The following is a 23365-nucleotide window of genomic DNA, read 5'->3' as shown; positions in this document are numbered from 1 at the left end:
GTTCATCCGCGCGGACGGCAGGCCAGGAAGCTGGCCCAGCGCACGTCCTCGCGGCCGATCCACTGCCGCTCCCAATCCAGCTGCAGCCCGGCCGCCGCGAGCTGCGCGACGAACCGGTCGCGGTCCCAATACACGGTCTGGTAGTCGCCGTTGGTCTCGCCCTCGCCGATGCGCATGCCCGCGAGGAAGACGCCACCGGGCGCGAGCGCGTCGAACACCTTGCGCAGCACCGGCGCGATCTGCGCGCGATCGACATGGATCAGCACGGCCATCGCGAGGATGGCGTCGAAGGGCCCGCCCAGCGGGTCAGTGACGACATTGAGCAGCGCGCCCTGCCTGCCGCGTTCGGCCTGCAGGTCGAGAAAGGCCTGCGTGGCATCGGTGCGCCGCACGCTCGCGCCCAGGGACTCGACGAAGTCGGCATCGCGCCCCGTGCCCGAGCCGACCTCGAGCACGCTGCCTCCCGCGGGCATGCACGCCACCATGCGACGCAGCGCGTCCTCGATCTCGGGCGGCGGATGGTCCGCCACGATCGCGTCGTAGTCGCGCGCGGACGCCTCGTAGGACTGGAGGGTGCGCTGCATGCTGTCGAGCACCGGGGCGGGGATGTCCATGGAAGCCTTTCCGGTCCATCGGGCGCCGACGGAACGCGCAAAGGCTAGGCCCAAGGCCGCACCTTGCTCACGGGGCAATCACTTAGAACCCCTGCATGACACCGGGCACGCGCCGCACCGGCCGCAGGGTGCGCAAGGCCAGCGTCAGCACCACCGCGGCGCACGCCGCGATGCCCGCCACCATCGGCAGCGGCCTGCCGTCGGCGAACGGCGCGACCAGCGCCACCATCACCGCACCGCCCGCGAAGTTCATCGTGCCGATCAGCGCCGAGGCCGTGCCCGCGAGCGCGGCATGGCCTTCCATCGCGAGCACGAAGGCCGCGGGCACGATCAGGCCGTTGAGGCCGAAGCCGATCATCAGCAGCGCCACCAACACGGAGAGCCGGTCCATGCCCGCGAGCGTGAGCACCAGCAGCAGCCCGATGGTGGCGGCCTGTGCGATCACCGCCGTGCGCAGCACGCGCCGGATACCGAAGCGCGCCACCAGCCGGCCGTTGGCCTGCGACAGCGCGAGCAGCGACACGGCATTGAGCGCGAACAGCACCGCGTACATGCGCGGCGAGACGCCGAAGTGCGTGTTCATCACGAAGGGCGAGTTGGCCACGTAGACGAAGAAACTCGAGACGGTGAACGAAGCCATGAAGGCCAGTGCCATGAAGTGGCGGTCGCGCAGCAGCACGCCGTAGCCGGCCATGGCGCTGCGGAAGTTGCTCGACAGCCGCGCGGCCGCGGGCCGGGTTTCGGGCAGCAGGGCCAGCAGCATCGCGAGGCCCGCGAGCCCGACGGCGGCGACGGCGACGAACACGGCGCGCCAGCCCAGGCTCTCGGCCACGAGGCTGCCGGCCAGCGGCGCGAGGATCGGCGACACGCTGTAGACCATGAGAAGCAGCGACATCATCCGCGCCGCCTCGGGCCCGGTGTACAGGTCGCGCACCACGGCGCGCGGCGTGACCATGCAGGCGCAGGCGCCGAGCCCCTGCACGAAGCGCAGCGCGACCAGCACGCCCGCGTCGGGCGCGAAGGCGCAGCCGATGCTGGCGAGCATGAACAGCACGAGGCCCGCGACCATCGGCCGGCGGCGGCCGAACATGTCCGACAGCGGGCCCGCGACCAGCTGGCCGGCGCCGACCGCGATGAAGAAGGCCATCAGGCTGGCCTGCATCGCATGCGGATCGGCGCCCAGCGCGCGCCCGATGGCGGGCAGCGCGGGCAGGTACATGTCGATGGCGAAGGGGCCGATGGTAGTGAGCAGGCCCAGCACGACGGCGTGACGGAAAACTGGAGCGTTCGAGGAGGACATGCCCCGATGGTCGCGCGTTGGGCTGAATGATTGAATAATCATCAGCACGCATTTCCTATTCATTCGTACAGAATCATGGATCCCTTGTCCGACGTGCTGGCCATGCTCACGGTGAGCAGCACGCTCTCGTCGCGCTTCGAGGCGCGCGGCCGCTGGGCCTTCCGCTACGGGCACTACGCCTCGCACATCAAGCTGGGCTGCGTGCTCGAGGGGCGCTTTCGCATCCAGGTCGAGGGCACGGCCGCGCCGGTGATGCTGGAGGCCGGCGACTTCTTCCTGCTGACCAACGGCCTGCCCTTCTCGGCCGCGAGCGATCCGCCCGGGCCGCTGCAGGACGGCACGCGCCTGAGCCGCGAGCAGCGCGGCCCCGACGGGGTGCTGCGCCACGACGGCCTGGATGCGAGCGACGCGACGCGCGTGGTGCTCGCGAGCGGGCGCTTCGCGCTCTCGGGCGAGGCCGGCGAACTGCTGCTGCGCCACCTGCCGCCGCTGATCCACCTGCGCGCGAGCGATCCGGGCGCGCGGCCGCTCGTGGGCTTGCTCGACCTGATGGGCTGGGAGACGGCAGAGCTGCGCCCGGGCTCCACCCTGGCGCGCACCAACCTCGCGGCGCTGGTGCTGGTGCAGGCGCTGCGCGTGCATCTCGCGAACGCGCCGCAACCCGAGGGCTGGCTCGGCGCGATGACCGATGCGCGCATCGGCACCGCGCTGTCGCGCATGCATGCCGACATCGCGCAGCCCTGGACGGTGGAGCGGCTGGCGCGGACGGCCAGCATGTCGCGCACGGCCTTCGCGCTGCGCTTCAAGGCGCTGACGGGCTCGACGCCGCTCGACTACCTCGGCGGCTGGCGCATGACGGTGGCGCGCCATGCGCTGCGGCATGGCGACGAGGGCATCGCGCGCATCGCCGAGCGCGTGGGCTACCAGTCGGAGACGGCCTTCAGCGCGGCCTTCCGGCGCGCGGTGGGCGAGAGCCCGGGGCGCTTTCGCAGCCAGGTGCGCGCCGAGGCGGCCACCGAAGCCTGAGCCGCTTCACTCGGGCGCCGCGTCGAGGCGCAGCACGAGGTCGCGGCTGGCCTGGTTCATGCCGCTCACGTCGACCGCGCTGCCATGCTTGCGCAGCCGCTCGACCACCTTGCGCAGCGCCGCCACGGCGGTCACGTCCCAGAAGTGCGCCTGCGAGACGTCGATACTCACCGGCGCGCCGTCGATCTCGCGCACGTCGAAGGCATCGACCAGCATGTCGGCCGAGGCGAAGAAAACCTGGCCGCTCACGGCGAAGCGCCAGGCGCCCTCGTCGTCCTGTCGCCCCTGCACCCGCAGCAGCCGCGCCACCTTGAAGGTGAAGAAGACGCCGCTGAGCAGCACGCCGATGCCCACGCCCGCGGCCAGGTTGTCGGTGGCGACGGTGACGGCCACGGTGGCGAGCATCACGACGCTCGACAGGCGCGGATGCCGCACCAGCGTGCGCAGCGAGCCCCAGTCGAAGGTCGAGGCCGAGACCATCACCATGATCGCGACCAGCGCCGCCACCGGCACCTGCGACACCCAGGGCTTGAGCAGCACCATGAGGATCAGCAGGAAGGCGCCCGCGAACAGGGTCGAGAGCCGGCCGCGGCCGCCGTAGCGCACGTTGCTCACGGTCTGGCCGATCATTCCGCAGCCCGCGATGCCGCCGAAGCAGCTGGCCGCCACGTTCGCGAGGCCGAGGCCGCCGCACTCGCGGTTCTTCGAGCTCGGGGTGTCGGTGAGCTCGTCGACCACGCTCGCGGTCATCATCGATTCGAGCAGGCCGACCATCGCGATCGCGAAGGCGGGCAAGGCGATGATGCGCAGGGTCTCGAGGGTCAGCGGCACGGCGGGCAGCGCGAACATGGGCAAGGCATCGGGCAGCTGGCCGAGGTCGGCCACGGTCTTGAGCGGCAGGCCCAGCCACTGGCCCGCGAGCGTGACCACCACGATGCACACCAGCGGCGACGGCACGGCGGTGGTGAGGCGCGGCAGCAGGTAGATGACCGCGAGCCCGAGGCCGACCATCGCCCAGGTGGCGGCATTGGCGCCGATGAAGTGCGGCATCTGCGCCGCGAAGATCAGGATCGCGAGGGCGTTGACGAAGCCGGTGCGCACCGACGACGAGACGAAGCGCATCAGCACGCCGAGGCGCAGCAGCCCGAAGACGATCTGCATCGCGCCCGCGAGCAGGCCGGCCGCGAGCAGATAGGCCAGGCCGTGCGCATGCACCAGCGGCGCGGCCACCAGCGCCACCGATCCGGCCGCGGCCGAGACCATGGCGGGGCGCCCGCCGGTGAACGCGATGACGATGCCGATGACGAAGGAGGCGAACAGCCCCACCGCGGGATCGACGCCGGCGACGAAGGAAAAGGCGATGACCTCGGGAATGAGCGCGAAGGTGGCGACGGCGCCGGCCATCAGTTCGCGCGGAATGCTCGGGCACCACTCGGTGCGCAGGCGGCTGTAGCGGGAAGACATGGAGAAAACGGAAAGCAGCCCGCGTGCCGGCAAGGCATCGCGGGACGTTGGAAGGCATCGCGCCGGCTGGCGGCGCAAGGGAGAAAGCGGCGGGCGCTGCCGCCGCGCTTCATTCAATGCGCCGGGCTCAAGGGGGAGTCAGCCGCGAGCAGCCCGATTGCCGGGACTGGCTGTCGCGCGCGATGCGGGCGAGCGCATAGCAGGAGGCGCGCCGGCGCACGTGCCGGCTGAAGAGAAGGACGTCCGCGCGAAGCTTGTTGGGGTGGCGGGACGTCCTCGGGCACATGGGCGCCGATTGTAGGCAGCGCCCATGACGGCCTCAGACGGAGCGCGTGATGCCCCCGTCGACGCGCAGGTTCTGGCCGGTGATGTAGCCCGCGCCATCGGAAGCGAGAAAGCCGATGGTGGCGGCGATCTCGTCGCTACGGCCATAACGTCCCATGGGAATGCGTTCGCGGAACACTTCCTTCTCGGGCAGGCTGTCGATGAAGCCGGGCAGCACGTTGTTCATGCGCACGTTGTGCTCGGCATACTGGTCGGCGAAGAGCTTGGTGAAGGCGGCGAGGCCGGCACGGAACACGCCCGAGGTCGGGAACACGGGATCGGGCTCGAAGGCGGCGAAGGTCGAGATGTTGATGATGGCGCCGCCACCCTGCTTGACCATGTGCGGCGTGACGAGGCGGCTGGGGCGCACGGCGCTCAGCAGGTAGACGTCCATGCCGCGGTGCCAGTCGTCGTCGGTGATTTCCAGAATGGGCGCGCGCGGGCCGTGGCCGGCGCTGTTGACGAGGACGTCGATGCGGCCCCACTCGGCGATCACGCGGTCGACGAGTTGCTTGAGATCGTCGTTCGACTGGTTGGAGCCGGTCACGCCGATGCCGCCCAGTTCCTTCGCGAGGGCCTCGCCCTTGCCCGAGGAAGACAGGATGGCGACACGAAAACCGTCCTGCGCGAGCTTGCGGGCCGCGGCGGCGCCCATGCCGCTGCCGCCTGCCGTGACGATGGCTACCTTTTTTTGCTCAGAAGACATTCGGGGTCCTTGGTTTCTTGCGGAGGGTGGCATTTAGCCAAGGAATTGGTTGTCTTGCCAGGTTGGGCGTTTTTTGTTTCGGGGCGCGTGCACAGGACAGCGGGTACTTCCCTCCGCGAATGTCCCCCGCCTTCGGCTCCTCCTTTATTTCGCTGCGGGAAGCACCCACTGCCCTGTGCACGGGAGGCGCTGCGGTAGTGCCGGCCGCACAACGACCGTCGCGTCCAGGCTCACGTCGATGGGGTACTCCCCGCAGCGAAATAAAGGAGGAGCCCGAAGGGCGGGGGACATTCGCGGAGGGGAGTACCCCATCGGCGTGAGCCCGCTCCAACCTCAAGCAGTAGGCAACGTAGCCTGCATGGAGGCCCGCCGATTGAAAGCCTCGAACCACTCAGCACTGCGAGGCGCCTGAGCACGCCAATCCACATCCGGAAACCGGAAGTCCATGTACCCCAGCGCACACCCGAAAGCGATGGTCCCGATGTCCACACGTTCGCCGAATCCGGCCGCTTCCTTCTCGAGCCATTCGAGCCCGGTGCGCACCTTGGCGAGCTGGCCGTCGGTCCAGTCGGCCCAGCGGAATTCCTGCGGACGCAGCACGTTCTCGTAGCGCGCGAGCAGCGCGGCGGCGGTCATGCCGTCGGCCAGCGAGAGTTCGGTGAGACGGGCCCAGCGCTCCTTGCCCGAGGCGGGGAACAGCGTGCCGCCCTGCTGGTCGTTGAGGTACTCGCAGATCACGCGGCTGTCGAACAGCGCCTGGCCGTCGTCGGTGAGGAAGGTCGGCACCTGGCCCAGCGGGTTGGTCGGCAGGATGGTCGCGTCGCGCTTCACCGGGCCGGCCGCGCTCGGCAGGCGCTCGATGCGCTCGGCGATGCCGAGCTCGTGCGCGACGACCATGCATTTGCGCACGAAGGGGGAAGCGGGGGAATAGAAGATCTTCATGATGGGTGTGAAGTGTGTGGGGTCAGGCGTGTTCGTCATGGCCATGGGCCAGGTGCATGCCGGCGGCCCAGCCGAAGGTCAGGGCCGGTCCGAGCGTGATGCCGGGCGCAGGATACTCGCCTCCCATCACCGAGTGCATGTCGTTGCCGGCCACGTACAGGCCCGCGATCGGCGTGCCACGCGCATCGAGCACGCGCGCATGGCCATCGGCGCGCACGCCCAGCGCCGTGCCGATGTCGCCGGGGTAGACCTTGACCGCGTAAAACGGCGCCTTCGCGACCGGCGCCACGCAGGCATTGGGCTGGTGCTCGGGGTCGCCGAGGTAGCGGTTGTAGGCCGTGCTGCCCTTGCCGAAGGCCGGGTCCTCGCCGCGCGCGGCCGGTGGGTTGAACGCGGCCACGGTGCGCGCGAGGCCGTCGGGGTCGACATCGGCTTGGCGTGCCAGCGCCTCGAGCGTGTCGGCGCGGTACAGGTAGCCGGCGCGCACCAGGTGCTCGCGCGAGCGCCCGCCCGGCAGCGCGAGGCCCAGGCCCCACTTTTCCATGAAGTCGCTGTCGCACACCAGCAGCGCCGGGATGCTCGTGCCGGCCTCGTTGGCCTGGTACATGCCGCGCACGAACTCGTGGTACGAAGTCGACTCGTTGACGAAGCGCTCGCCGCGCGCATCGACCGCGATCAGCCCGGGCTTGGCGCGGTCCCACACCAGGTGCGGATAGCGCAGCATGCTGCCGTCGGGGCGCTGCATCATCGACACCGGTGCCCACAGCGCCGGGCCCGTGTGGCCGGTGCCGAGCACGCCGCCGGCCTGCCGCGCCATCGCGATGCCCTCGCCGACATTGCCCTGCGGCGACATCGAGTAGGGCCCGGTCGGCGCGGGATAGTGCTCGGCGCGCATCTGCGCATTCCACGGAAAGCCGCCGGTCGCGACCACCACGCCGCGCCGCGCCTGCAGCACGATCTCGCGGCCATCGCGCTTCACGCGCACGCCGGTCACGGCACCGCCCGCATCCTGTTCGAGCGCCAGCGCGGGCGTCTCGAGCCAGAACGGAATCTTCTGCTTCAGCAGCCCGTGGAACAGCCGCCCCGCGAGCGCATTGCCCAGCAGCAGCCGCGTGCCGCGGTGGTGGCCGCTCAGGCGGTCGGCGAAGTAGCGCAGCACCAGCTTCATGCCGTGCTTCCACGACGCGAACGAGCGCGTGACCGCGAGCAGGTGCTTCACGTCGGTCATGTTGACCATCATCCCGCCGAGCACGCAGAACTCGGGCAGCGGATCGCGCAGGGTGCGGAAGTGCGGGCCGAGCAGCCGGCCGTCGAACTCGATCGGATCGAGCGAACGGCCGCCCATCGCGGCGCCCTCGCGGTCGGGGTGGTAGTCGGGCGAATAGGTGCGCGCGGCAAGCTGCACGTCGGTGCGCTCGCGCAAATAGCGCAGCGCGCGCGGCCCGGCCTCGAGGAAGGCATGGCGCAGCGCCTCGTCGCCGGCCGCGCCCACCGTGTTGCGCAGGTAGGTCAGCGCCTTCTCGGGCGTGTCGGGATGGCCCGCGGCCTCGGCCTGGTCGTTGAGCGGCACCCACACCGCGCCGCCCGAGATCGCGGTCGAGCCGCCGGTGCGGTCGGTCTTCTCGATCACCAGCACGTCGAGGCCTTCGAGCTTCGCCGTCAGCGCGGCCGCGAGCCCGCCCGCGCCGCTGCCGATCACGACCACGTCGTAGCCGGTCTTCTCCTGGGGCTGCGCCATCACGCCCCCGAGCCGCCGAGCGACTTGCCGCCGTCGACGAACAGCACCTGGCCCGTGACGAAGCCGGTCGCCGGCGAGGCGAAGAAGGCCACGGCCTGCGCGATGTCCTCGGGCCGGCCGGCCGCGCCCGTGGGCTGCAGCGCGAGCTGCGCGGCGCGGCGCTCGGGCGTGAGCGCGCGCAGCAGCGGCGTGTCGATCAGGCCCGGCGCGATCGCGTTGACGAGGATGCCGCGCGGCGCGAGCTCCATCGCGCTGGCGCGCGTGTAGCCCACCAGCGCGGCCTTCGAGGCCACGTAGTGCGGATGGTTCTTCGCGCCCAGGTAGGCGCGCGAGGCGATGTTGACGATGCGCGCGCCGTCGGCCATCTTGCGCGCGGCCTCCTGCGTGAGCGTGGCCACCGCGAGCAGGTTCACCTCGTACATGCGGCGGAAGTCGGCCGAGCTCACGTCCATGAAGGCGCGCTCGTCGAAGATGCCGGCGTTGTTCACCAGCGCGGCGAGCGGCGGCAGCGACTGCACCATCGCGCGCACCGCGACCTCGTCGGTCAGGTCGATGGCGCGGTAGTCGACGTCGAGGCCGGCGGCGCGCAGCACCTGGGTCTCGCGCTCGGCCAGCTCGCCGTTGTAGTCGGCCATCACCACGCGCCAGCCGTCGCGCGCCAGGCGCTCGACGATGGCGCGGCCCATGCCGCTGGCGCCGCCGGTCACCAGGACCAGCGGCTTGCCTTCTTCACTGCTGTTGTTCATCGTTGTTCCGTCGAAGCGGCGCTCAGGCCGCGAGGTAGCCGCCGTCGACCGGCAGCACCACGCCATTGACGTAGCTGGCCATCGAGGAGGCGAGGAAGACCACCGGCCCGGCGATCTCGTCGGCCTCGCCGTGGCGCTTGGTGAGCACGCGACTCATGTACCAGTCGGTGCCGTGCTCGGTCTCGCGCTGGCCGGCCGTCATGTCGGTCACCATGAGGCCGGGCGCCACCGCGTTCACGCGCACGCCCCAGGGCGCGAGATCGCGCGCCAGCACCTGCGTGAGCGAACGCACGCCGCCCTTGGCCACCACGTAGCCGGCCGAGGAGATGCCCGCGCCGAAGGCCACGATCGACGACAGGTTGACGATGCTGCCGTGCGTGCGCTTGAGCGCGGGCACGAAGGCCTGCGTGACGTTGAACACGCCCTGCAGGTTGACCGACAGCACGCGGTCCCAGGCCTCGCGCGCGCCGGGCTCGTCGAACTTCGAGCGCGCGGAGATACCGGCGTTGTTCACCAGCACGTCGATGTCGCCGTGCGCCGCGGCGATGCGCGCGGCGAGCGCGTCGACCGCCGCCGCGTCGCTGACGTCGACGCTGTCGGCATCGGCGCGCCCGCCCGCGGCGCGGATCGAGGCCGCCACCCGTTGCGCGGGCTCGAGGTCGCGGTCGACCACCAGCACGTGCGCGCCTTCGGCCGCCATGCGGCGCGCGATGGCCTCGCCGAGGCCGCGCGCGGCACCCGTGACGAGCGAGAGCTTGTCCTTCAGAAGCATGGGAATTCCTTTGCGAAAGCGGCGCCGTTCAGACGCCGAGGTAGGCGCGGCGCACGGCCTCGTCGTTGGCCAGCTGCGCGGCGGGGCCGTGCAGCGAGATCTCGCCGTTCTCGAGGATGTAGCCGTAGCTCGACACCGCGAGCGCGAGCTGCACGTTCTGCTCGACCAGCAGGATGGTGATCTTCTGTTCGCGGTGCAGCCGCTCGATGATCTCGAACATCTGCTCCACCAGCAGCGGCGACAGGCCCATCGAGGGCTCGTCGAACAGCATCACGCGCGGGCGCGCCATCACGGCGCGGCCGATCGCGAGCATCTGCTGCTCGCCGCCCGACAGCGTGGCCGCCATCTGGCCCTGGCGCTCCTTCAGGCGCGGGAACATCGCATACACGGCCTCGAGGTCGTTGCGGATGCCCGCGCGGTCGCGCCGCAGGTAGGCGCCCAGGTCGAGGTTCTCGCGCACGCTCATGTCGCGGAACACCTGCCGGCCCTCGGGCACCTGCACGATGCCGCGCTGGACCAGCGCGTCGGAGCCCAGCCGGTCGATGCGCTCGCCGGCCAGCCGCACCTCGCCCTCGGTGCAGTCGACGATGTTCGAGATGCAGTTGAGCGTGGTGGTCTTGCCCGCGCCGTTGCTGCCGAGCAGCGCGACGATCTCGCCCTCGGGCACGTCGACCGAGACATGGCTCAGCGCCTGGATGCGGCCGTAGGCGGCCGAGATGGCGCGCAACGACAACAGCGATTCAGCCATGCGCGGCCCCCTTTGCACTTCCCTTGCCCAGATAGGCCTCGATCACGCGCGCGTCGCTGCCGATCTGCGCGGGCGTGCCCTCGGCGATCTTCTCGCCGAAGGCCATGACGGTGATGCGGTCCGAGATCGACATCACGAGCTGCATCACGTGCTCCACCAGCAGCACCGTGATGCCGTCGCGCGCCACCAGCTCCTTGAGCAGCCGGTCCAGGCTCTCGATCTCGCGGTTGCGCAGGCCGGCCGCGGGCTCGTCGAGCAGCAGCAGCTTCGGCTTGATGGCCAGCGCGCGCGCCAGCTCGAGCAGCTTCTGGCGGCCGAAGTCGAGGTCGCGCGCCGGCTGGTGGCGCTCGTCGGCCAGGCCCACGCGCTCGAGCAGGTGCAGCGCGAAGTCCTCGGTCTCGCGGTCGGGGCGGCGCAGCAGCCGGCCCAGCGTGCCGGTGCCGCGCGCATGGGTGCCGAGCAGCACGTTCTCGAGCACCGAGAGTTCGGCGAACAGCTCGAGGTTCTGGAAGGTGCGCGCGATGCCCAGCGAGGCCATGCGGTAGGGCGACACGCGCGTGAGCTCGCGGCCCTCGAAGACGACGCTGCCGCTGCTGGGCGTGTAGAAGCGCGAGATGCAGTTGAAGGTGGTCGACTTGCCGGCGCCGTTGGGCCCGATCAGCGCGTGGATGCGGCCCTGCTCGACCTGGAACGACAGGCCGTTGACCGCCTTGAGGCCGCCGAACACGACGCTGATGTCGCGCACGTCGAGGAAGGCGGTGGCGTTGTTCGTGCTCATCGCGCGCCTCCCGCCGGGGCCGCGCGGCGCGTGGCCTTGCGTGCCGCGAACAGCGAGGCCATGCCCTTGGGCAGGAACATCATGAACAGCATCAGGATGCCGCCGTAGATGATCTCCTGGTAGGACGGTGCCTGGCGCAGCAGCTCCGAGGCCAGGCCGAACACGATGGCGCCCGCCACCGCGCCGCGCACCGAGCCCAGCCCGCCGACCACCACCATGGTGAGGATCAGGATCGTGGTCTGGAAGCCCAGGCTTTCGGGATGGATGAAGGAGGTGAACAGCGTGTACATGCCGCCGGCCACGCCCGCGAAGGCCGCCGACAGCACGAAGGCCGTGACCTTGACCGCGCGCGTGTTCACGCCCATCGCGATCGCCGCCACGTCGCTCTCGCGCACCGCGCGGAACGACGAGCCCAGCCGCGAGCGCGACAGCGCCACCGTGAGCCACAGCATCAGCGCCGCGATCGCGACCACGAAGGGATAGGCCTGCAGGTCGTTCATCAGCCGCAGGCCGCCGAGCGCGGCCGGCTTCATCTGCAGGCCGTTCGAACCGTTGGTCACCTGCTCCCAGTTGAGGAACACCCACTGCATCGCTTCGCCGAAGGCGAAGGTGGCGAGCGCCAGGTAGATGTCGCGCATGCGCAGCGCCAGCAGGCCGATGACCCAGCCCAGCGCGGCCGCGAGCAGCGCGCCCGCGAGGATCGACACCACGAACGGCGGCTGCCACTGGTTGTTGATGAGCCCTGCCGTGTAGATGCCGATGCCGAAGAAGGCCGCGTGCGAGAGCGCGAACTGGCCGGTCTCGCCGATCACCAGGTGCATGCCGAGCGCGAGCACGCTGAACACCATCAACAGGTTGACCACGTACAGCACATAGCCGCTGGCCGCGAACGGCAGCACCGCGAGCACCGCGGCCATGGCGATCAGCACGCCGCGATCCCACCAGGGAGAAGTGGTCTGCATGCTCATACCTTCTTCACCTGCGGCTTGCCGCCGAACAGGCCCTGCGGCCGCACCAGCAGCACCACCATGATCGCGACGAAGGGCGCGACCACGATGGCGTTGGACGAGATGAACAGCCCCACCAGGTTCTCGACGATGCCGATGACGAAGCCGCCGACCACCGCGCCCGGCAGGCTGGTGAAGCCGCCGACGATGGCGGCCGCGTAGGCCAGGATCGCGATGTGGCCGATGTCGGGCGTGATCAGGATCTTGGGCGTGATCAGCAGCGCTGCGATGGCCGACAGCAGCCCGGTCAGGGCCCAGATCTTCATGCGGATGGTGCCCAGCTTCACGCCCACGATCTGCGCGCCGCGCGGGTTCATGCCGACCGCGCGCATGGCCTGGCCGGTGCGGGTGCGCGTGAACATCAGGTACAGCAGCACCATCACCACCACGGCGGTGCCGAAGATCGCGAGGTCGAGCAGCGTGAGCGAGGCCTGGCCGATGGTGATCGGGTCCTGCGGCACCAGCGAGGGCAGCGAGCGCGGCGTGTCGCCCAGCCCGGTCTTGCGCACCAGGCCCTTGAGCAGGTAGGCGAAGCCCAGCGTGGCGATCACGAGCTGCACGCCGACGCCGCGCGAGGCGGTCACGCGCTGCATCACCACGCGCTGGAACAGCGCGGCCACGAGCGCCGTGACCGCGAGGCTCGCGAGCACCGCGCCCCAGTAGGGCCAGCCCCACACCACCAGCGGGAACAGCGCGAGGTAGCCGCCGGCCATGAAGATCTCGCCCTGCGAGAAGTTCGGCACGTCGGTGGTCTTGAAGACCATGACGATCGCCACCGCGAGCAGCGCGTAGACGCTGCCGGTGACGATGCCGGACAGCACGCCCTGCTGCACGAACAGCCAGATGTCGGAAAGGCTCATGAGATCGCAGCCGCCCTTAGGGCTTGTACTTCCACACGCTCTTGTAGCTGCCGGGCACGAGCGTCATGTTGGTTGCGTCGAACTTGATGTAGATGGCCGCTTCCTGCGCCGCGCGGTCGTCGGGACCGAACTCGATCGGGCCGGCCATCACGCCGGAGTCGAACTTCATGGTCGACAGCGCCGTGAGCACCTTCTCGCGCGTGGGGCTGGGGCCGGCCGCCTTCAGCGCGTTGACCACCGCCATGGCCGAGGGAATGCCGTAGGGCATGTAGGTCTGCGGGTAGCCGGGCTTGGCGGCCAGCTCGGGGTAGGCGGCCTTGTACATGTCGTAGACCCACTTGAGCTTGGGACCGCCGGGCACGTCGGCCAGCACTTCCTGGATGTAGACGTTCTTGAAGGCGTCCTTGTTGCCCACGTTCTCCACCAGCTGCTTGAGGTCGGCGGTGGAGTTCACGGCCAGCACGATCGGCTTGTTGAAGCCGAGCTCGAAGGCGCGCTTGACGATCAGGCTCACGGGCCGCGCGTAGGTGGTCAGCAGCAGCACGTCGGGGTTGGCGGCCTTGATCTTGAGCATCGGCGCCGTGACGTCGGTGATGTTCGGGTTGACCGACTGCACCTGCAGGTCGACGCCGCCGAGCGCCTTGGCCTGCGCCTGGGCCGACTCGAGGTTCCAGCCGCCGTAGGCGTCGTCGTGGTTGATGTAGCCGATCTTCTTCGCCTTCAGGTGCTCGCTCGCGAACTGCACCATCGAGCCGCCGACCGCGTGCTGCGAGATCGAGAACGCGCCGTAGATGTACTTGGAAGGCGGATACAGCGCGCCGTCGCCCGAGGCGTTGAGCATCACCAGCGGGATCTTCGCGCGCTCGACGTATTCGCGCGCGCCGACCACGGCGGCCGAGCAGGAGCCGCCGTTGAGCAGGAACACCTGGTCCTGCTCGGTGAGCTTCTTGACCGCGGCCAGCAGGTCGTTGGCGTTGCAGCGGTCGTCCTCCACCACGAGCTCGATCTTGCGGCCGTTCACGCCGCCTTCCTTGTTGACCTTGTCGTAGTACATCTTCGCGGCGTTGATGACGTCGAAGCCGTAGTTCATCGACGCACCCGACATCGGCGAGAACATGCCGATCTTGATGGTCTTGTCGGTCAGACCGGGTTCGGCCTGCGCGGCGGCGGTGCCCGCCAGGGCGCACAGCGCGGCGCCGAATGCCAGGGCGAGGAAATTCTTCTTCATGACGTGTCTCCGTTGGTATGGGTGAGTGGAAGGCGCCGAGGGCGAGCCGGCGCGGGGCGTTACTGCATGCGGTAGCCGCCGTTGACGTCGATCACGTTGCCCGTGATGTACGCCGCCTGCTCCGACACCAGGTAGTCGACCGCGCCGGCCACGTCGTCCACCGTGCCGATGCGCCCGAGCGGGATGTTGGCGGCCGCGGCCGTCAGCGCGCCGCTGCTCTGCACGGTGCCGCGCAGCATCTCGGTGTCGATCAGGCCCGGCGCGACCGAGTTGACGGTCACGCCCAGGTGCGCCGACTCGCGCGCCATGGCCTTGGTCAGGCCCAGCACCGCGGCCTTGGCGCCGATGTAGGTGGCGCTCGAGCGGTAGCCGCCGAGTTGCGCGGCCACTGAGCCGAAGGTGACGATGCGCCCGTGCGCCACCGGCCGAGCCTCGCGCCGGCGCAGGTAGGCGCGGCCGCAGAGGAACACGCCGCGCGCATTCACGGCGAAGGTGCGCTCCCAGTCCTCGAGCGAGGTGTCCTTGATCGGCGAGCGCTCGCCGCCGGGCATCAGCAGCAGCCCGGCCACGCAGACCACCACGCCGACCGGGCCGATGCCGGCCTCGATGTCCTCGAAGGCGGCCTCGACCGCGGCCTCGTCGCTCACGTCGAATTGGCGCGCATGGTGGCCCGCGCCGAGCGAGGCGGCCACGGCGCGCGCGTTGTCGCCGTCGATGTCGGCCACGACGACGCGCAGGCCGCTGGCCGCGAGGCGCCGGCACACGGCCTCGCCGATGCCGCGGCCGCCGCCGGTCACGAGGGCCAGCCGGCCGGGGGCTTGTGCATGATGTTCCGCCATGGGATGCGAGGTCTCCGAAGCCGCGTCGGATGCGGCGTGAAAGTGAATCGAGGACCGCATTGTGTATACATGCCCATCTTTGGACGCCCTCGTTTTCCCTTATTCGACGACTATTGAACCAGTTTCCACGGCATCATGTATACCTGACATGGACACACTCTCCCAACAAGTCACCGAGACGCTGCGCACCTGGATCCTGCACGGACGGCTCACGCCGGGCACGCGGGTGGAGGAGGTGCCGATCGCCGAGACCCTCAAGGTGTCGCGCACGCCGGTGCGCGCCGCGCTCGCCGCGCTGGCGATGGAAGGGCTGATCGATCACCAGCCGAAGAAGGGCTACCTGGTGCGCGCCTTCGCGCTCGAGGACATCCTGGCCGCCTACGAGGTGCGCTCGGTGCTCGAGGGCCTGGCCTGCCGGCGCTTCGCCGCGCTCGGCGTGGACGATGCGACCGCCGCGCTGCTGCGCGACTGCCTGCGCACCGGCGACGAGATCCTGGCCAAGGGGCAGCTGCTGCTCGACGACCTCGCGCCCTACCAGCAGATGAACGTGACGCTGCACAACACGCTGATGCAGGGCGCGCGCAACCCCTGGGTGGTGCGCTTCGGCGCGCAGGCGCAGGCCGTGCCCTTCGCCTCCGACCGCATCATGCTGTGGCACGACCACGGCGTGATCCTGCGTTCGCACGACGACCACCACCGCATCGTGCAGGCCGTGATCGACGGCGACGCGGCGCGCGCCGAACAGCTGATGCGCGAGCACGTGTACTACGCGGGCATCCTGCTGCGCGACAACTACCAGCGCGTGCTCGACGAGCGCGCCGGCAGCGCGGTCGCGCAGGATCCGCCGCTGGCCTTGAGCAACGGCGCCTAGGCGGCGCCCGCGCTCACGAGGACTTGGCCGCCGGCTTGCCCAGCACCGCGCCCACGCCGTCGAGCAGGCTGGCCACGCTGGCCTGGATCACGGGCTCGATCTCGGGCACCGGCAGGCCATAGACCCACTGACGGATGCCGTGGTACTGGATCTTCTCGACCACCGTCTTCGCGAGTTCGATCTCCTGCACCGCAAAGGGCTGGCCGTCGCGGCCGGCTTCCGTGTACTGGCGCAGGGAGAGCGCGATCGGTTCGTAGACGCGCTGGCGCATGACGCGGAAATACGGCGACATGTCCCAGCCGTGCAGGGCGAAGAACAGCGACAGCCGCACGCGCTCGCGCCGCAGGTGCACGCGCGCGAAGTCGCGGTGGAACTCGAGCAGGCGCTGCGCGACGGCCTGCTCGGGCGCGAGGATCATTTCCTCCCACAGCGGATTCCAGTTCGACAGGAAGGTCTCCTGGAACACGCGCTCGATCAGCGCCTCCTTGTTCTGGAAGTAGCGATAGAGCAGCGGCTGCGCCACGCCGAGCTGGCGCGCCAGGCCGGTGGTGTCGCCCGCGAAGCCGACGTCGGCGAAGTACTGGATCGCGCCCTGCACGATCTCGCGCTCGCGGTCGGCGCGCCGCAGGCGCACCACGCCGCCGGTGGCGGGGGCCGCGGAGTCCGAGGGTCTGGGGGCGGAAGGGGCGCGAGGCATGCGAGATCGCTGGGAAGGTGGCCGGTGCCGGTGCGGCGGGAGCCGGCACGATACCAGTTCACCCGGGCGCGCCCGCCGCCTCCGCATGGGCGCGCGTGACCAGGTAGCGGCCACCGCCGAAGGCCAGGCCCTCGGCGGCCGAGCGCTCGAAGCGCTCGATCAGTCCCAGGAACACCGCGTGGTCGCCGCCGGGCCAGGTCGTGACCTTGCGGCATTCGAAATGGGCGCAGCAGTCCGCGAGGATCGGCAGGCCGCCGAGGCCCGGGCGGCAATCGACGCCGGCGAACTTGTCGGCGCCCGGCGTCGCGAAGCGCTGCGACAGCTCGCGCTGGTGCTTCGCGAGCACGTTCACGACGAAGCGCTCGTGCCGGCTGAACGCGGGGAAGCTGCGCGCATTGAGCGCCTGGCTCCAGAGCACCAGCGGCGGGTCGAGCGACACCGAGCTGAACGAGTTGGCCGTCACGCCGCAGGGGCGGCCCTCGGCGTCGAGCGTGGTGATGACGGCGACGCCCGTGATGTAGACGCCGAAGACGTCGCGCAACTGCCGGCGGTCGATGGCGGAAGGGGTGGCTGCGTGCATGGCGTGGCGGCTCAGCGGTAGTTGAGTTCGATCGAGATCCCGTTGGGATCGGTGACGAAGATCTGCCGCAGGTCCAGCGCCGCGACCAGCCGTTCGCGGTACGGCACGCCGAGCGCCCGGCAGCGCGCGATGGTGTCCTCGTAGCCCTCGGCCAGCAGCGCCACGTGGTCGATGGCGCCGCTGCCGTGCAACGAATCGGGATCGCGCGGGCCCAGGTAGTCGTCGATCCAGGCCAGCCGCTGCGCGTCGTTGCGGTCGAAGGCCGTGACATGCACCACGGGCACGTCGTCCGCGTCGTAGAGCCAGGCGCCGGTCGCGCGCGGCGGATTGCCGGGCCGCGGCCCGTCGCGCAGCAGCAGCACGCGCGTATAGAAATCCAGCGTGGCCTCGAGCCGTTCGGTGCGGATGTTGAAGTGTTCGAGTCTGCGAATGCCCATGAAGAACTCCCGTGAGTGGCCTGGGGCGCGATTGCCGGCCTCGGGCGATCGTATCGAGCGGCCCGCTCTTTCTTTATAGGGTTATCACCAAAATATCCTGCCGCCTTTCTAGGCACCTGCGGGCTAGATGCCTCATTCAAGGCATTAACAATTGATTCAGGATGCGTTGGATGCCCGCACGCATGGTGATAACCCTATCAATAATTGATAGTTCTATCACTAGCATCCGGACGCAACGACTCACCACCCGCCGCGTCCACCATGCAAACACAGGCCCCCTCCCGCACTTCATCCGACACCGCCGCCAGCGAACTGCTGCGGCGCGCGCGCGAACTCCAGCCCGTGCTGCGGCAACGCGCCGCGCAGGCCGAGCAGCTGCGCCGCGTGCCCGACGAGACCATCGACGACTTCCATCGCGCGGGCCTGTTCCGCGCCCTGCAGCCGGCGCAAGTGGGCGGCGCCGAGCTGCACCCGGCCGATTTCTTCGACATCTGCGCGGAGATCGCGCAGGGCTGCGCCTCGAGCGCCTGGGTGCTGTCGAACCTGGCCTATCACCACCAGTTCCTCGCGCTCTGGCCGGACCGGGCGCAGCAGGAGGTCTGGGGCCCCTCGCCCGACACACTGGTCGGCTCCTCGTACATCTTCGCGCGCGGCACGGCGCGCCAGGTCGACGGCGGCTACGAGCTCGAGGGGCAGTGGCCGTTCTCCAGCGGCATCGATCCCTGCGGCTGGTGCGTGCTCGGCGCCATGGCCAGCGACGCGCCCGGCGAGCCGCCGCGGCCGCGCTACTTCCTGCTGCCGCGCGAGGACTACGAGGTGCTCGACACCTGGCATGTGGTGGGCCTGCGCGCCACCGGCAGCAAGGACGTCGCGGTCGGCAAGGCCTTCGTGCCGGGCTACCGCAGCCTGTCCTTCGACGAGGTCGCCGCCGCGCAGGCGCCGGGCCTGGCCCTGCATGCGGCGCCGCTGTTCCGCGTGACCATGCAGGGCGTCGGCGGCTTCGTGCTGCTGCCGGTGCTGCTCGGCGCCGCACGCGCGGCGGCCAACGAGTACGTCGAACGCACGCGGCAGCGCAAGACCACGGTCGGCGCGCGCAGCCAGGCCGAGCTGCCCGGCGTGCAGGACCGCGTCGCCCATGTCGAGGCGCTGCTCGACACGGCGCAGCTCGTCGCGCGGCGCAGCTGGTGCGATGCGATGGATTCGCTCGAGAGCCATCCCGCCATCCCCGGCGCCCTCGGCGCGCGCCTGCGTCGCGACTCGGCCTTCTGCGCGCGCCTCGTCACGCAGGCCGTCGACCTGGTGTTCGCGGGCACCGGCGGCGCCGGCCTGCAGGAGACCGATCCGATCCAGCGCATGTGGCGCGACGTGCATGCGGGCGCCGCGCAGTTCGGCCTGCAGTGGGACGTGTCGGGCCCGGCCTATGGCCGGGTGCGGCTGGGCCTGCCGAGCGGCATGCCCGGATTGGGCGTCTAGACCTTCGATTCATCCCGACCGGCAGCCTCGATGCGCCGGCAACCACAAGGAGCAGGAGACATGATTTCTTCGATGCAACGCCGGGGCTGGCTTCGCGCCAGTCTCACGGCACTCGCGCTCGGCCTTCCCGCGCTGGGCTGCTGGGCCCAGGCCTACCCGGCCAGGCCCGTGCGGCTGATCCTGCCGTTCCCGGCCGGCGGCACGGCGGATGCGGTCACGCGCCACCTCGCCCACAAGATGAGCCTGGCGCTCGGCAAGCCCTTCGTGGTCGACAACGTGGTCGGCGCGGCGGGCACCATCGGTCTCGCCCAGGGGCTGCGCGCCGCGCCCGATGGCTACACCATCACGCAGATCTCGAACACCAATACGGTGGCGGCGCTGCACATGTTCAAGCGCCTGCCCTTCGATCCGCGCAAGGACATGGTGCCGGTGGCGAGCCTGTTCCAGATACCGTCCGCGGTCGTCACGAACTCCCGCGGCAGCGCGTTCGGCAGCTTCGCCGAGATGCTGGCCCATGCGCGCGCCAACCCGGGCAAGCTGTCGTACGCCTACTCGCATGCCACCGGCGCGGTGGCGGGCGCGAGCGTGAAGCAGGCCGCGGCCATCGACATCGTCGCCGTGCCCTACAAGAGCGGCCCGCAGGCGGTGGTCGAAACCCTCTCGGGCGAGATGCCGCTGCTGTTCACCGACCTCGGCGCGGTGCTGCCGCAGATCCGCGCCGGCAAGCTCAAGGCGCTGGCGGTCACCTCGGCGCAGCGCTCCGCGCTGCTGCCCGAGGTTCCCACCCTGCGCGAGGTGCTGCCCGGCGCCACCGAGTTCACGGGCTGGAGCGGCTTCGTCGTGCCGGTCGGCACGCCCAAGGCCGTGGTCGACAAGTTGCACGAGACGCTGCAGCAGATCCTCGCGAGCGAGGACACCGCGAGCTTCCTGCGCGGCCTCGGCGGCGAGCCGATGCCGATGTCGGCCGACGAGTTCGCCCGCTTCATCAAGGACCAGGAACCGCTGTGGGCCAAGGCACTGGCCGCGGCCGGCATCGCGCCCGAATGAACCCCATCCCCACGAACCCCACCCCGGAGACCGCCATGCATCGCAAGTTCGTCGACCTGTCCATCTACCTCGAGAACGACGTGCTCTCGGACCCGCCCGGCAAGGGCCCGAAGATCGAGTACTTCCACCACCAGAACTCGCACCACCAGCTCAGCAACTTCTTTCCCAAGCTGCAGAAAGAAGACCTGCCCGACGGCGAAGCCTGGGCCGTGGAGCGCGTGTCGCTGTCGACGCACAACGGCACGCACCTCGATGCGCCCTATCACTTCCACAGCACGATGGACAAGGCGCTCGGCGAGCCCCGGCCCTCGATCACCATCGACGAGGTGCCGCTCGAGTGGTGCTTCCAGCCCGGCGTGAAGCTCGACTTCCGCCACCTGCCCGACGGCTACGTGGTCCAGCCCGAGGACGTGGAGGCCGAATTGGCGCGCATCGGCCATGCACTGCGGCCGCTCGAGATCGTGATGATCAACACGCGCGCCGGCGCCCTCTACGGCGATCCGGTCTACGTGAGCTCGGGCTGCGGCATGGGCTACGAAGCCACCATGTACCTGCTGGAGCGCGGCATCCGGCTCACGGGCACCGATGGCTGGAGCTGGGACGCGCCCTTCGTCCACACCGCGAAGAAGTACGAGGCGACCGGCGACGCGGGCCTGATCTGGGAAGGCCACAAGGCCGGCCGCGACATCGGCTACTGCCACCTCGAGAAGCTGCACAACCTCGAGGCACTGCCCGCCGACGGCTTCCACGTCGCCTGCTTCCCGCACAAGATCCGCAGCGCCTCCGCCGGCTGGACCCGCGCCGTCGCGATCTTCGACGAACGCCTGAACGCGGGCTGATCGTCGTCCACGCACCGTCCATCCACTCCAGCGAGGATTCCATGGCACTCGACTTCACCCACGACCCCGCGCGCCGCTGCATCGTCGCGTCCGCGCATGCGCCCGGCTGCGACTTCACCTTGCAGAACCTGCCGTTCGGCGTGTTCCGCCGCAAGGGCGGCAACGACCCGTTCCAGGGCGGCATCGCGATCGGCGATCAGGCCCTGTGCCTGGCCGATGCGCAGGCGCGCGGCTGCTTCGACGGTCTCGCCGGCCAGGCCGCGAGCGCCGCGGGCGGCTCGACGCTCAACGAGCTGCTCGCGCTGGGCCCGCCCGCATGGCGCGCGCTGCGCCATGCGCTGGTGCGCCTGCTCGATGCGCAGGAGCCGCATCCGAAGGCCGCGGCGCTGCAGGCCGCGCTCGTTCCGCTCGCGGACATCGAGCATGCGCTGCCGATCCGCGTCGGCGACTTCACCGACTTCTACACCTCGATCCACCATGCCGAGAACGGCGGCCGCCTGCGCAATCCGCCCGTGGGCCTCGCGCCCAACTTCCAGTGGATGCCGATCGCCTACCACGGCCGCAGTTCGTCATTGGGCGTGAGCGGCGAGCGCATCCATCGCCCCTGGGGCCAGGCCCGGCCCTCGAGCGACGAGCCGCCGGTGCTGCGGCCCTGCGAGATGCTCGACTACGAACTCGAGCTCGGCGTGGTCATCGGCCGGGGCAACGCGCGCGGCACGCCCGTTGCGCTGGCCCATGCCATGGACCATGTGTTCGGCCTCACCCTGCTCAACGACTGGTCGGCGCGCGACGTGCAGGCCTGGGAGATGACGCCGCTGGGCCCGTTCCAGGCCAAGAACTTCGCGACCACGCTCTCGCCCTGGATCGTCACGCTCGACGCGCTGGCGCCGTTCAGCGTGCCCTGGCGCCGGCCGGCCGATCATCCGCAGCCGCTGCCCTATCTCGAGTCCGCGGGCCATCGCGCCGCGGGCGCGCTCGACATCGAGCTCGAGGCCTGGCTGCAACCCGAAGGCAAGCCGGCCTCGCGCCTGAGCCGCACCAACTTCCGCCACCAGTACTGGAGCATCGGCCAGATGGTCGCGCACCACACGGTGGGCGGCTGCAACCTGCGCGCGGGCGACCTGCTGGGCACCGGCACGATCTCGGGGCCGACCGCGCCCGAGGCCGGCAGCCTGATCGAGCTGAGCCGGCGCGGCCGCGAGCCTGTCGCGCTGGCGAACAGCGACGACCGGCGCGCCTTCCTGCACGACGGCGACCGCGTGATCCTGCGCGGCTGGTGCGAGGCGCCGGGACGCGCGCGCGTGGGTTTCGGCGAAGCGGCCGGCACCGTGCTGGCCGCCCATCCGGCGGGGAGCCTCTGACATGGCGCGCTATGCACGCGTGACGCCCGCGGACGGCGTCCTCCAGTGGGCGGTGGAACGCCATGGCGAACTCTGGGGCCTGGGCGCCGAGGTGCCGGCCGGCGCGCACGACACGGCCTGGCAGGCGCTCGTGGCCTCGGGACCGGGCGCGGCGATGCTGTCGCGCGCCACCCTGCTCGACCCCGCGCGGCTGCGCTGGGAAACGCCGGTGGCGCGCCCCGGCAAGGTGATCTGCCTGGGCCTCAACTACGCCGCGCACGCAGCCGAGGGCGGCAATGCCGCGCCCGACTACCCGAGCTTCTTCCTGCGCGGCGCCACCTCGCTGATCGCGCACGAGGCACCGCTGGTGCGCCCGCGCGTGTCCGACAAGCTCGACTTCGAGGCCGAGCTCGCCGTGGTCATCGGCCGCCGCGTCCGGCATCTCACGCCCGCGCAGGCACTCGACGCCGTGGCCGGCTACGCCTGCTTCAACGACGGCACGCTGCGCGACTACCAGCGCCGCACCGCGCAATGGACCATCGGCAAGAACTTCGACGGCACCGGCGCCTTCGGCCCCTGGCTGGTGCCGGCCTCGGCGCTGCCGCCCGGCGCGAGCGGGCTGCGGATCGAATCGCGCCTCAACGGCGGCCTGATGCAGAGCGACCGGACCGACCACATGCTGGTGACGGTGGCGCAGGCCCTGGTGCTGCTCAGCGAGGCGCTGACGCTCGAGCCCGGCGACGTGGTGGCCATGGGCACGCCCTCGGGCGTGGGCTATGCGCGCAACCCGCCGGTGTGGATGAAGCCCGGCGACCGCATCGAGATCGAGATCGAAGGCGTGGGCCTGCTGTCGAACCCCGTGGTCGCCGAGGCCGCGCCCGAATGAAGGCCCGCGCCTTCTCGAAGCCGGGACCCTAGCGCCGCGCAGGCGCCTCCCTTCCCACCCACGGCCCGCGGGCCGCGAAGAACAACACCCCAGGGGCGCATCG

General features: G+C 70.5%; 24 protein-coding genes. 7 read left to right on the top strand and 17 right to left on the bottom strand.

Annotation, left to right across the window (positions count from 1 at the left end; translation table 11 throughout):
• Window positions 1-2: 2 nt before the first annotated feature.
• A complete protein-coding gene (locus AC07RM_RS31365; RefSeq protein ID WP_495336987.1) occupies window positions 3-614 on the bottom strand; it encodes a class I SAM-dependent DNA methyltransferase in 612 nt (203 codons plus the stop codon).
• A gap of 82 nt (window positions 615-696) precedes the next feature.
• Window positions 697-1914, bottom strand: a complete 1218-nt coding sequence (locus AC07RM_RS31360) for a multidrug effflux MFS transporter (RefSeq protein WP_495336986.1) — start codon at window positions 1912-1914, stop codon at window positions 697-699.
• A 75-nt stretch (window positions 1915-1989) separates the two neighbouring features.
• On the opposite strand from AC07RM_RS31360, the gene AC07RM_RS31355 reads away from it, so the two are divergent.
• Window positions 1990-2940 carry a cupin domain-containing protein gene (locus AC07RM_RS31355; protein WP_495336985.1) on the top strand — a complete coding sequence of 317 codons (951 nt, stop codon included), beginning with the start codon at window positions 1990-1992 and terminating at the stop codon, window positions 2938-2940.
• A 6-nt stretch (window positions 2941-2946) separates the two neighbouring features.
• Here the strand turns inward: AC07RM_RS31355 and AC07RM_RS31350 are convergent, their stop codons facing one another.
• The 12 genes from AC07RM_RS31350 to AC07RM_RS31295 all read right to left on the bottom strand — a co-directional run bounded on the left by AC07RM_RS31350 (window position 2947) and on the right by AC07RM_RS31295 (window position 15092).
• On the bottom strand, window positions 2947-4404 hold the full coding sequence (locus AC07RM_RS31350) for a SulP family inorganic anion transporter (RefSeq protein WP_495336984.1): 1458 nt from the start codon (window positions 4402-4404) through the stop codon (window positions 2947-2949).
• Between the two features lie 319 nt (window positions 4405-4723).
• Window positions 4724-5434, bottom strand: a complete 711-nt coding sequence (locus AC07RM_RS31345) for an SDR family oxidoreductase (protein WP_093354325.1) — start codon at window positions 5432-5434, stop codon at window positions 4724-4726.
• Window positions 5435-5767: 333 nt separating this feature from the next.
• Window positions 5768-6376, bottom strand: coding sequence for a glutathione S-transferase (locus AC07RM_RS31340; protein WP_296739593.1), 609 nt, complete (start codon window positions 6374-6376; stop codon window positions 5768-5770).
• A 22-nt stretch (window positions 6377-6398) separates the two neighbouring features.
• Entirely contained in the window at window positions 6399-8114 is a 1716-nt protein-coding gene (locus tag AC07RM_RS31335) for an FAD-dependent oxidoreductase (RefSeq protein WP_495336983.1), read from the bottom strand.
• Entirely contained in the window at window positions 8114-8860 is a 747-nt protein-coding gene (locus AC07RM_RS31330; protein ID WP_495336982.1) for an SDR family NAD(P)-dependent oxidoreductase, read from the bottom strand. Before AC07RM_RS31330 ends, AC07RM_RS31335 begins: the two co-directional genes overlap by 1 nt.
• Window positions 8861-8882: 22 nt before the next feature.
• Window positions 8883-9632 carry an SDR family NAD(P)-dependent oxidoreductase gene (locus AC07RM_RS31325; protein ID WP_057594692.1) on the bottom strand — a complete coding sequence of 250 codons (750 nt, stop codon included), beginning with the start codon at window positions 9630-9632 and terminating at the stop codon, window positions 8883-8885.
• A 28-nt stretch (window positions 9633-9660) separates the two neighbouring features.
• Window positions 9661-10380, bottom strand: coding sequence for an ABC transporter ATP-binding protein (locus tag AC07RM_RS31320; protein WP_057594693.1), 720 nt, complete (start codon window positions 10378-10380; stop codon window positions 9661-9663).
• Window positions 10373-11158, bottom strand: coding sequence for an ABC transporter ATP-binding protein (locus AC07RM_RS31315; protein ID WP_495336981.1), 786 nt, complete (start codon window positions 11156-11158; stop codon window positions 10373-10375). The genes AC07RM_RS31320 and AC07RM_RS31315 overlap by 8 nt, the downstream gene beginning before the upstream one ends.
• Window positions 11155-12120: a branched-chain amino acid ABC transporter permease gene (locus AC07RM_RS31310; RefSeq protein WP_203203135.1), complete on the bottom strand. Its 966-nt coding sequence runs from the start codon at window positions 12118-12120 to the stop codon at window positions 11155-11157. The genes AC07RM_RS31315 and AC07RM_RS31310 overlap by 4 nt, the downstream gene beginning before the upstream one ends.
• A 2-nt stretch (window positions 12121-12122) precedes the next feature.
• Complete coding sequence (locus tag AC07RM_RS31305; RefSeq protein ID WP_057594695.1) at window positions 12123-13025, bottom strand: branched-chain amino acid ABC transporter permease; 903 nt, start codon at window positions 13023-13025, stop codon at window positions 12123-12125.
• Window positions 13026-13041: 16 nt separating this feature from the next.
• Window positions 13042-14253: an ABC transporter substrate-binding protein gene (locus tag AC07RM_RS31300; protein WP_093354307.1), complete on the bottom strand. Its 1212-nt coding sequence runs from the start codon at window positions 14251-14253 to the stop codon at window positions 13042-13044.
• A 59-nt stretch (window positions 14254-14312) separates the two neighbouring features.
• Entirely contained in the window at window positions 14313-15092 is a 780-nt protein-coding gene (locus tag AC07RM_RS31295) for an SDR family NAD(P)-dependent oxidoreductase (RefSeq protein WP_203203137.1), read from the bottom strand.
• A 148-nt stretch (window positions 15093-15240) separates the two neighbouring features.
• On the opposite strand from AC07RM_RS31295, the gene AC07RM_RS31290 reads away from it, so the two are divergent.
• Complete coding sequence (locus tag AC07RM_RS31290) at window positions 15241-15963, top strand: GntR family transcriptional regulator (protein WP_203203138.1); 723 nt, start codon at window positions 15241-15243, stop codon at window positions 15961-15963.
• Between the two features lie 13 nt (window positions 15964-15976).
• Here AC07RM_RS31290 and AC07RM_RS31285 read toward each other — a convergent pair whose 3' ends face one another.
• The 3 genes from AC07RM_RS31285 to AC07RM_RS31275 are packed head-to-tail and all read right to left on the bottom strand — an operon-like array spanning window position 15977 to window position 17677.
• Window positions 15977-16660, bottom strand: a complete 684-nt coding sequence (locus AC07RM_RS31285) for a TetR/AcrR family transcriptional regulator (protein ID WP_495336980.1) — start codon at window positions 16658-16660, stop codon at window positions 15977-15979.
• Window positions 16661-16718: 58 nt separating this feature from the next.
• Entirely contained in the window at window positions 16719-17240 is a 522-nt protein-coding gene (locus tag AC07RM_RS31280; RefSeq protein ID WP_495336979.1) for a flavin reductase family protein, read from the bottom strand.
• 11 nt (window positions 17241-17251) lie between these two features.
• The gene (locus AC07RM_RS31275; RefSeq protein WP_495336978.1) at window positions 17252-17677 is read right to left on the bottom strand and encodes a VOC family protein; all 426 of its coding nucleotides are present in this window, start codon (window positions 17675-17677) and stop codon (window positions 17252-17254) included.
• A gap of 261 nt (window positions 17678-17938) precedes the next feature.
• Here AC07RM_RS31275 and AC07RM_RS31270 point away from each other — a divergent pair, with 261 nt between their 5' ends.
• Genes AC07RM_RS31270 through AC07RM_RS31250 form a run of 5 tightly spaced genes read left to right on the top strand, consistent with a single transcriptional unit; the run spans window position 17939 to window position 23262 of the window.
• The gene (locus AC07RM_RS31270; protein WP_495336977.1) at window positions 17939-19150 is read left to right on the top strand and encodes an acyl-CoA dehydrogenase family protein; all 1212 of its coding nucleotides are present in this window, start codon (window positions 17939-17941) and stop codon (window positions 19148-19150) included.
• A 60-nt stretch (window positions 19151-19210) separates the two neighbouring features.
• Complete coding sequence (locus AC07RM_RS31265) at window positions 19211-20197, top strand: Bug family tripartite tricarboxylate transporter substrate binding protein (protein WP_495336976.1); 987 nt, start codon at window positions 19211-19213, stop codon at window positions 20195-20197.
• A gap of 35 nt (window positions 20198-20232) precedes the next feature.
• The gene (locus AC07RM_RS31260) at window positions 20233-21036 is read left to right on the top strand and encodes a cyclase family protein (RefSeq protein WP_495336975.1); all 804 of its coding nucleotides are present in this window, start codon (window positions 20233-20235) and stop codon (window positions 21034-21036) included.
• Between the two features lie 41 nt (window positions 21037-21077).
• Window positions 21078-22397: a fumarylacetoacetase gene (gene fahA, locus AC07RM_RS31255; protein ID WP_495336974.1), complete on the top strand. Its 1320-nt coding sequence runs from the start codon at window positions 21078-21080 to the stop codon at window positions 22395-22397.
• Window position 22398: 1 nt separating this feature from the next.
• Entirely contained in the window at window positions 22399-23262 is an 864-nt protein-coding gene (locus AC07RM_RS31250) for a fumarylacetoacetate hydrolase family protein (protein ID WP_495336973.1), read from the top strand.
• Window positions 23263-23365: the final 103 nt, after the last annotated feature.

It is taken from the genome of Variovorax sp. GW821-FHT09B05 (genome assembly GCF_059418265.1).
This window is presented reverse-complemented; position numbering and strand designations above follow the sequence as displayed.

Bases quoted from the DNA above. Each gene is read 5' to 3' on its own strand.
- AC07RM_RS31365 (WP_495336987.1), bottom strand. From the start codon at position 614: ATGGACATCCCCGCCCCGGTGCTCGACAGCATGCAGCGCACCCTCCAG.
- AC07RM_RS31360 (WP_495336986.1), bottom strand. From the start codon at position 1,914: ATGTCCTCCTCGAACGCTCCAGTTTTCCGTCACGCCGTCGTGCTGGGC.
- AC07RM_RS31355 (WP_495336985.1), top strand. From the start codon at position 1,990: ATGGATCCCTTGTCCGACGTGCTGGCCATGCTCACGGTGAGCAGCACG.
- AC07RM_RS31350 (WP_495336984.1), bottom strand. From the start codon at position 4,404: ATGTCTTCCCGCTACAGCCGCCTGCGCACCGAGTGGTGCCCGAGCATT.
- AC07RM_RS31345 (WP_093354325.1), bottom strand. From the start codon at position 5,434: ATGTCTTCTGAGCAAAAAAAGGTAGCCATCGTCACGGCAGGCGGCAGC.
- AC07RM_RS31340 (WP_296739593.1), bottom strand. From the start codon at position 6,376: ATGAAGATCTTCTATTCCCCCGCTTCCCCCTTCGTGCGCAAATGCATG.
- AC07RM_RS31335 (WP_495336983.1), bottom strand. From the start codon at position 8,114: ATGGCGCAGCCCCAGGAGAAGACCGGCTACGACGTGGTCGTGATCGGC.
- AC07RM_RS31330 (WP_495336982.1), bottom strand. From the start codon at position 8,860: ATGAACAACAGCAGTGAAGAAGGCAAGCCGCTGGTCCTGGTGACCGGC.
- AC07RM_RS31325 (WP_057594692.1), bottom strand. From the start codon at position 9,632: ATGCTTCTGAAGGACAAGCTCTCGCTCGTCACGGGTGCCGCGCGCGGC.
- AC07RM_RS31320 (WP_057594693.1), bottom strand. From the start codon at position 10,380: ATGGCTGAATCGCTGTTGTCGTTGCGCGCCATCTCGGCCGCCTACGGC.
- AC07RM_RS31315 (WP_495336981.1), bottom strand. From the start codon at position 11,158: ATGAGCACGAACAACGCCACCGCCTTCCTCGACGTGCGCGACATCAGC.
- AC07RM_RS31310 (WP_203203135.1), bottom strand. From the start codon at position 12,120: ATGCAGACCACTTCTCCCTGGTGGGATCGCGGCGTGCTGATCGCCATG.
- AC07RM_RS31305 (WP_057594695.1), bottom strand. From the start codon at position 13,025: ATGAGCCTTTCCGACATCTGGCTGTTCGTGCAGCAGGGCGTGCTGTCC.
- AC07RM_RS31300 (WP_093354307.1), bottom strand. From the start codon at position 14,253: ATGAAGAAGAATTTCCTCGCCCTGGCATTCGGCGCCGCGCTGTGCGCC.
- AC07RM_RS31295 (WP_203203137.1), bottom strand. From the start codon at position 15,092: ATGGCGGAACATCATGCACAAGCCCCCGGCCGGCTGGCCCTCGTGACC.
- AC07RM_RS31290 (WP_203203138.1), top strand. From the start codon at position 15,241: ATGGACACACTCTCCCAACAAGTCACCGAGACGCTGCGCACCTGGATC.
- AC07RM_RS31285 (WP_495336980.1), bottom strand. From the start codon at position 16,660: ATGCCTCGCGCCCCTTCCGCCCCCAGACCCTCGGACTCCGCGGCCCCC.
- AC07RM_RS31280 (WP_495336979.1), bottom strand. From the start codon at position 17,240: ATGCACGCAGCCACCCCTTCCGCCATCGACCGCCGGCAGTTGCGCGAC.
- AC07RM_RS31275 (WP_495336978.1), bottom strand. From the start codon at position 17,677: ATGGGCATTCGCAGACTCGAACACTTCAACATCCGCACCGAACGGCTC.
- AC07RM_RS31270 (WP_495336977.1), top strand. From the start codon at position 17,939: ATGCAAACACAGGCCCCCTCCCGCACTTCATCCGACACCGCCGCCAGC.
- AC07RM_RS31265 (WP_495336976.1), top strand. From the start codon at position 19,211: ATGATTTCTTCGATGCAACGCCGGGGCTGGCTTCGCGCCAGTCTCACG.
- AC07RM_RS31260 (WP_495336975.1), top strand. From the start codon at position 20,233: ATGCATCGCAAGTTCGTCGACCTGTCCATCTACCTCGAGAACGACGTG.
- fahA (WP_495336974.1), top strand. From the start codon at position 21,078: ATGGCACTCGACTTCACCCACGACCCCGCGCGCCGCTGCATCGTCGCG.
- AC07RM_RS31250 (WP_495336973.1), top strand. From the start codon at position 22,399: ATGGCGCGCTATGCACGCGTGACGCCCGCGGACGGCGTCCTCCAGTGG.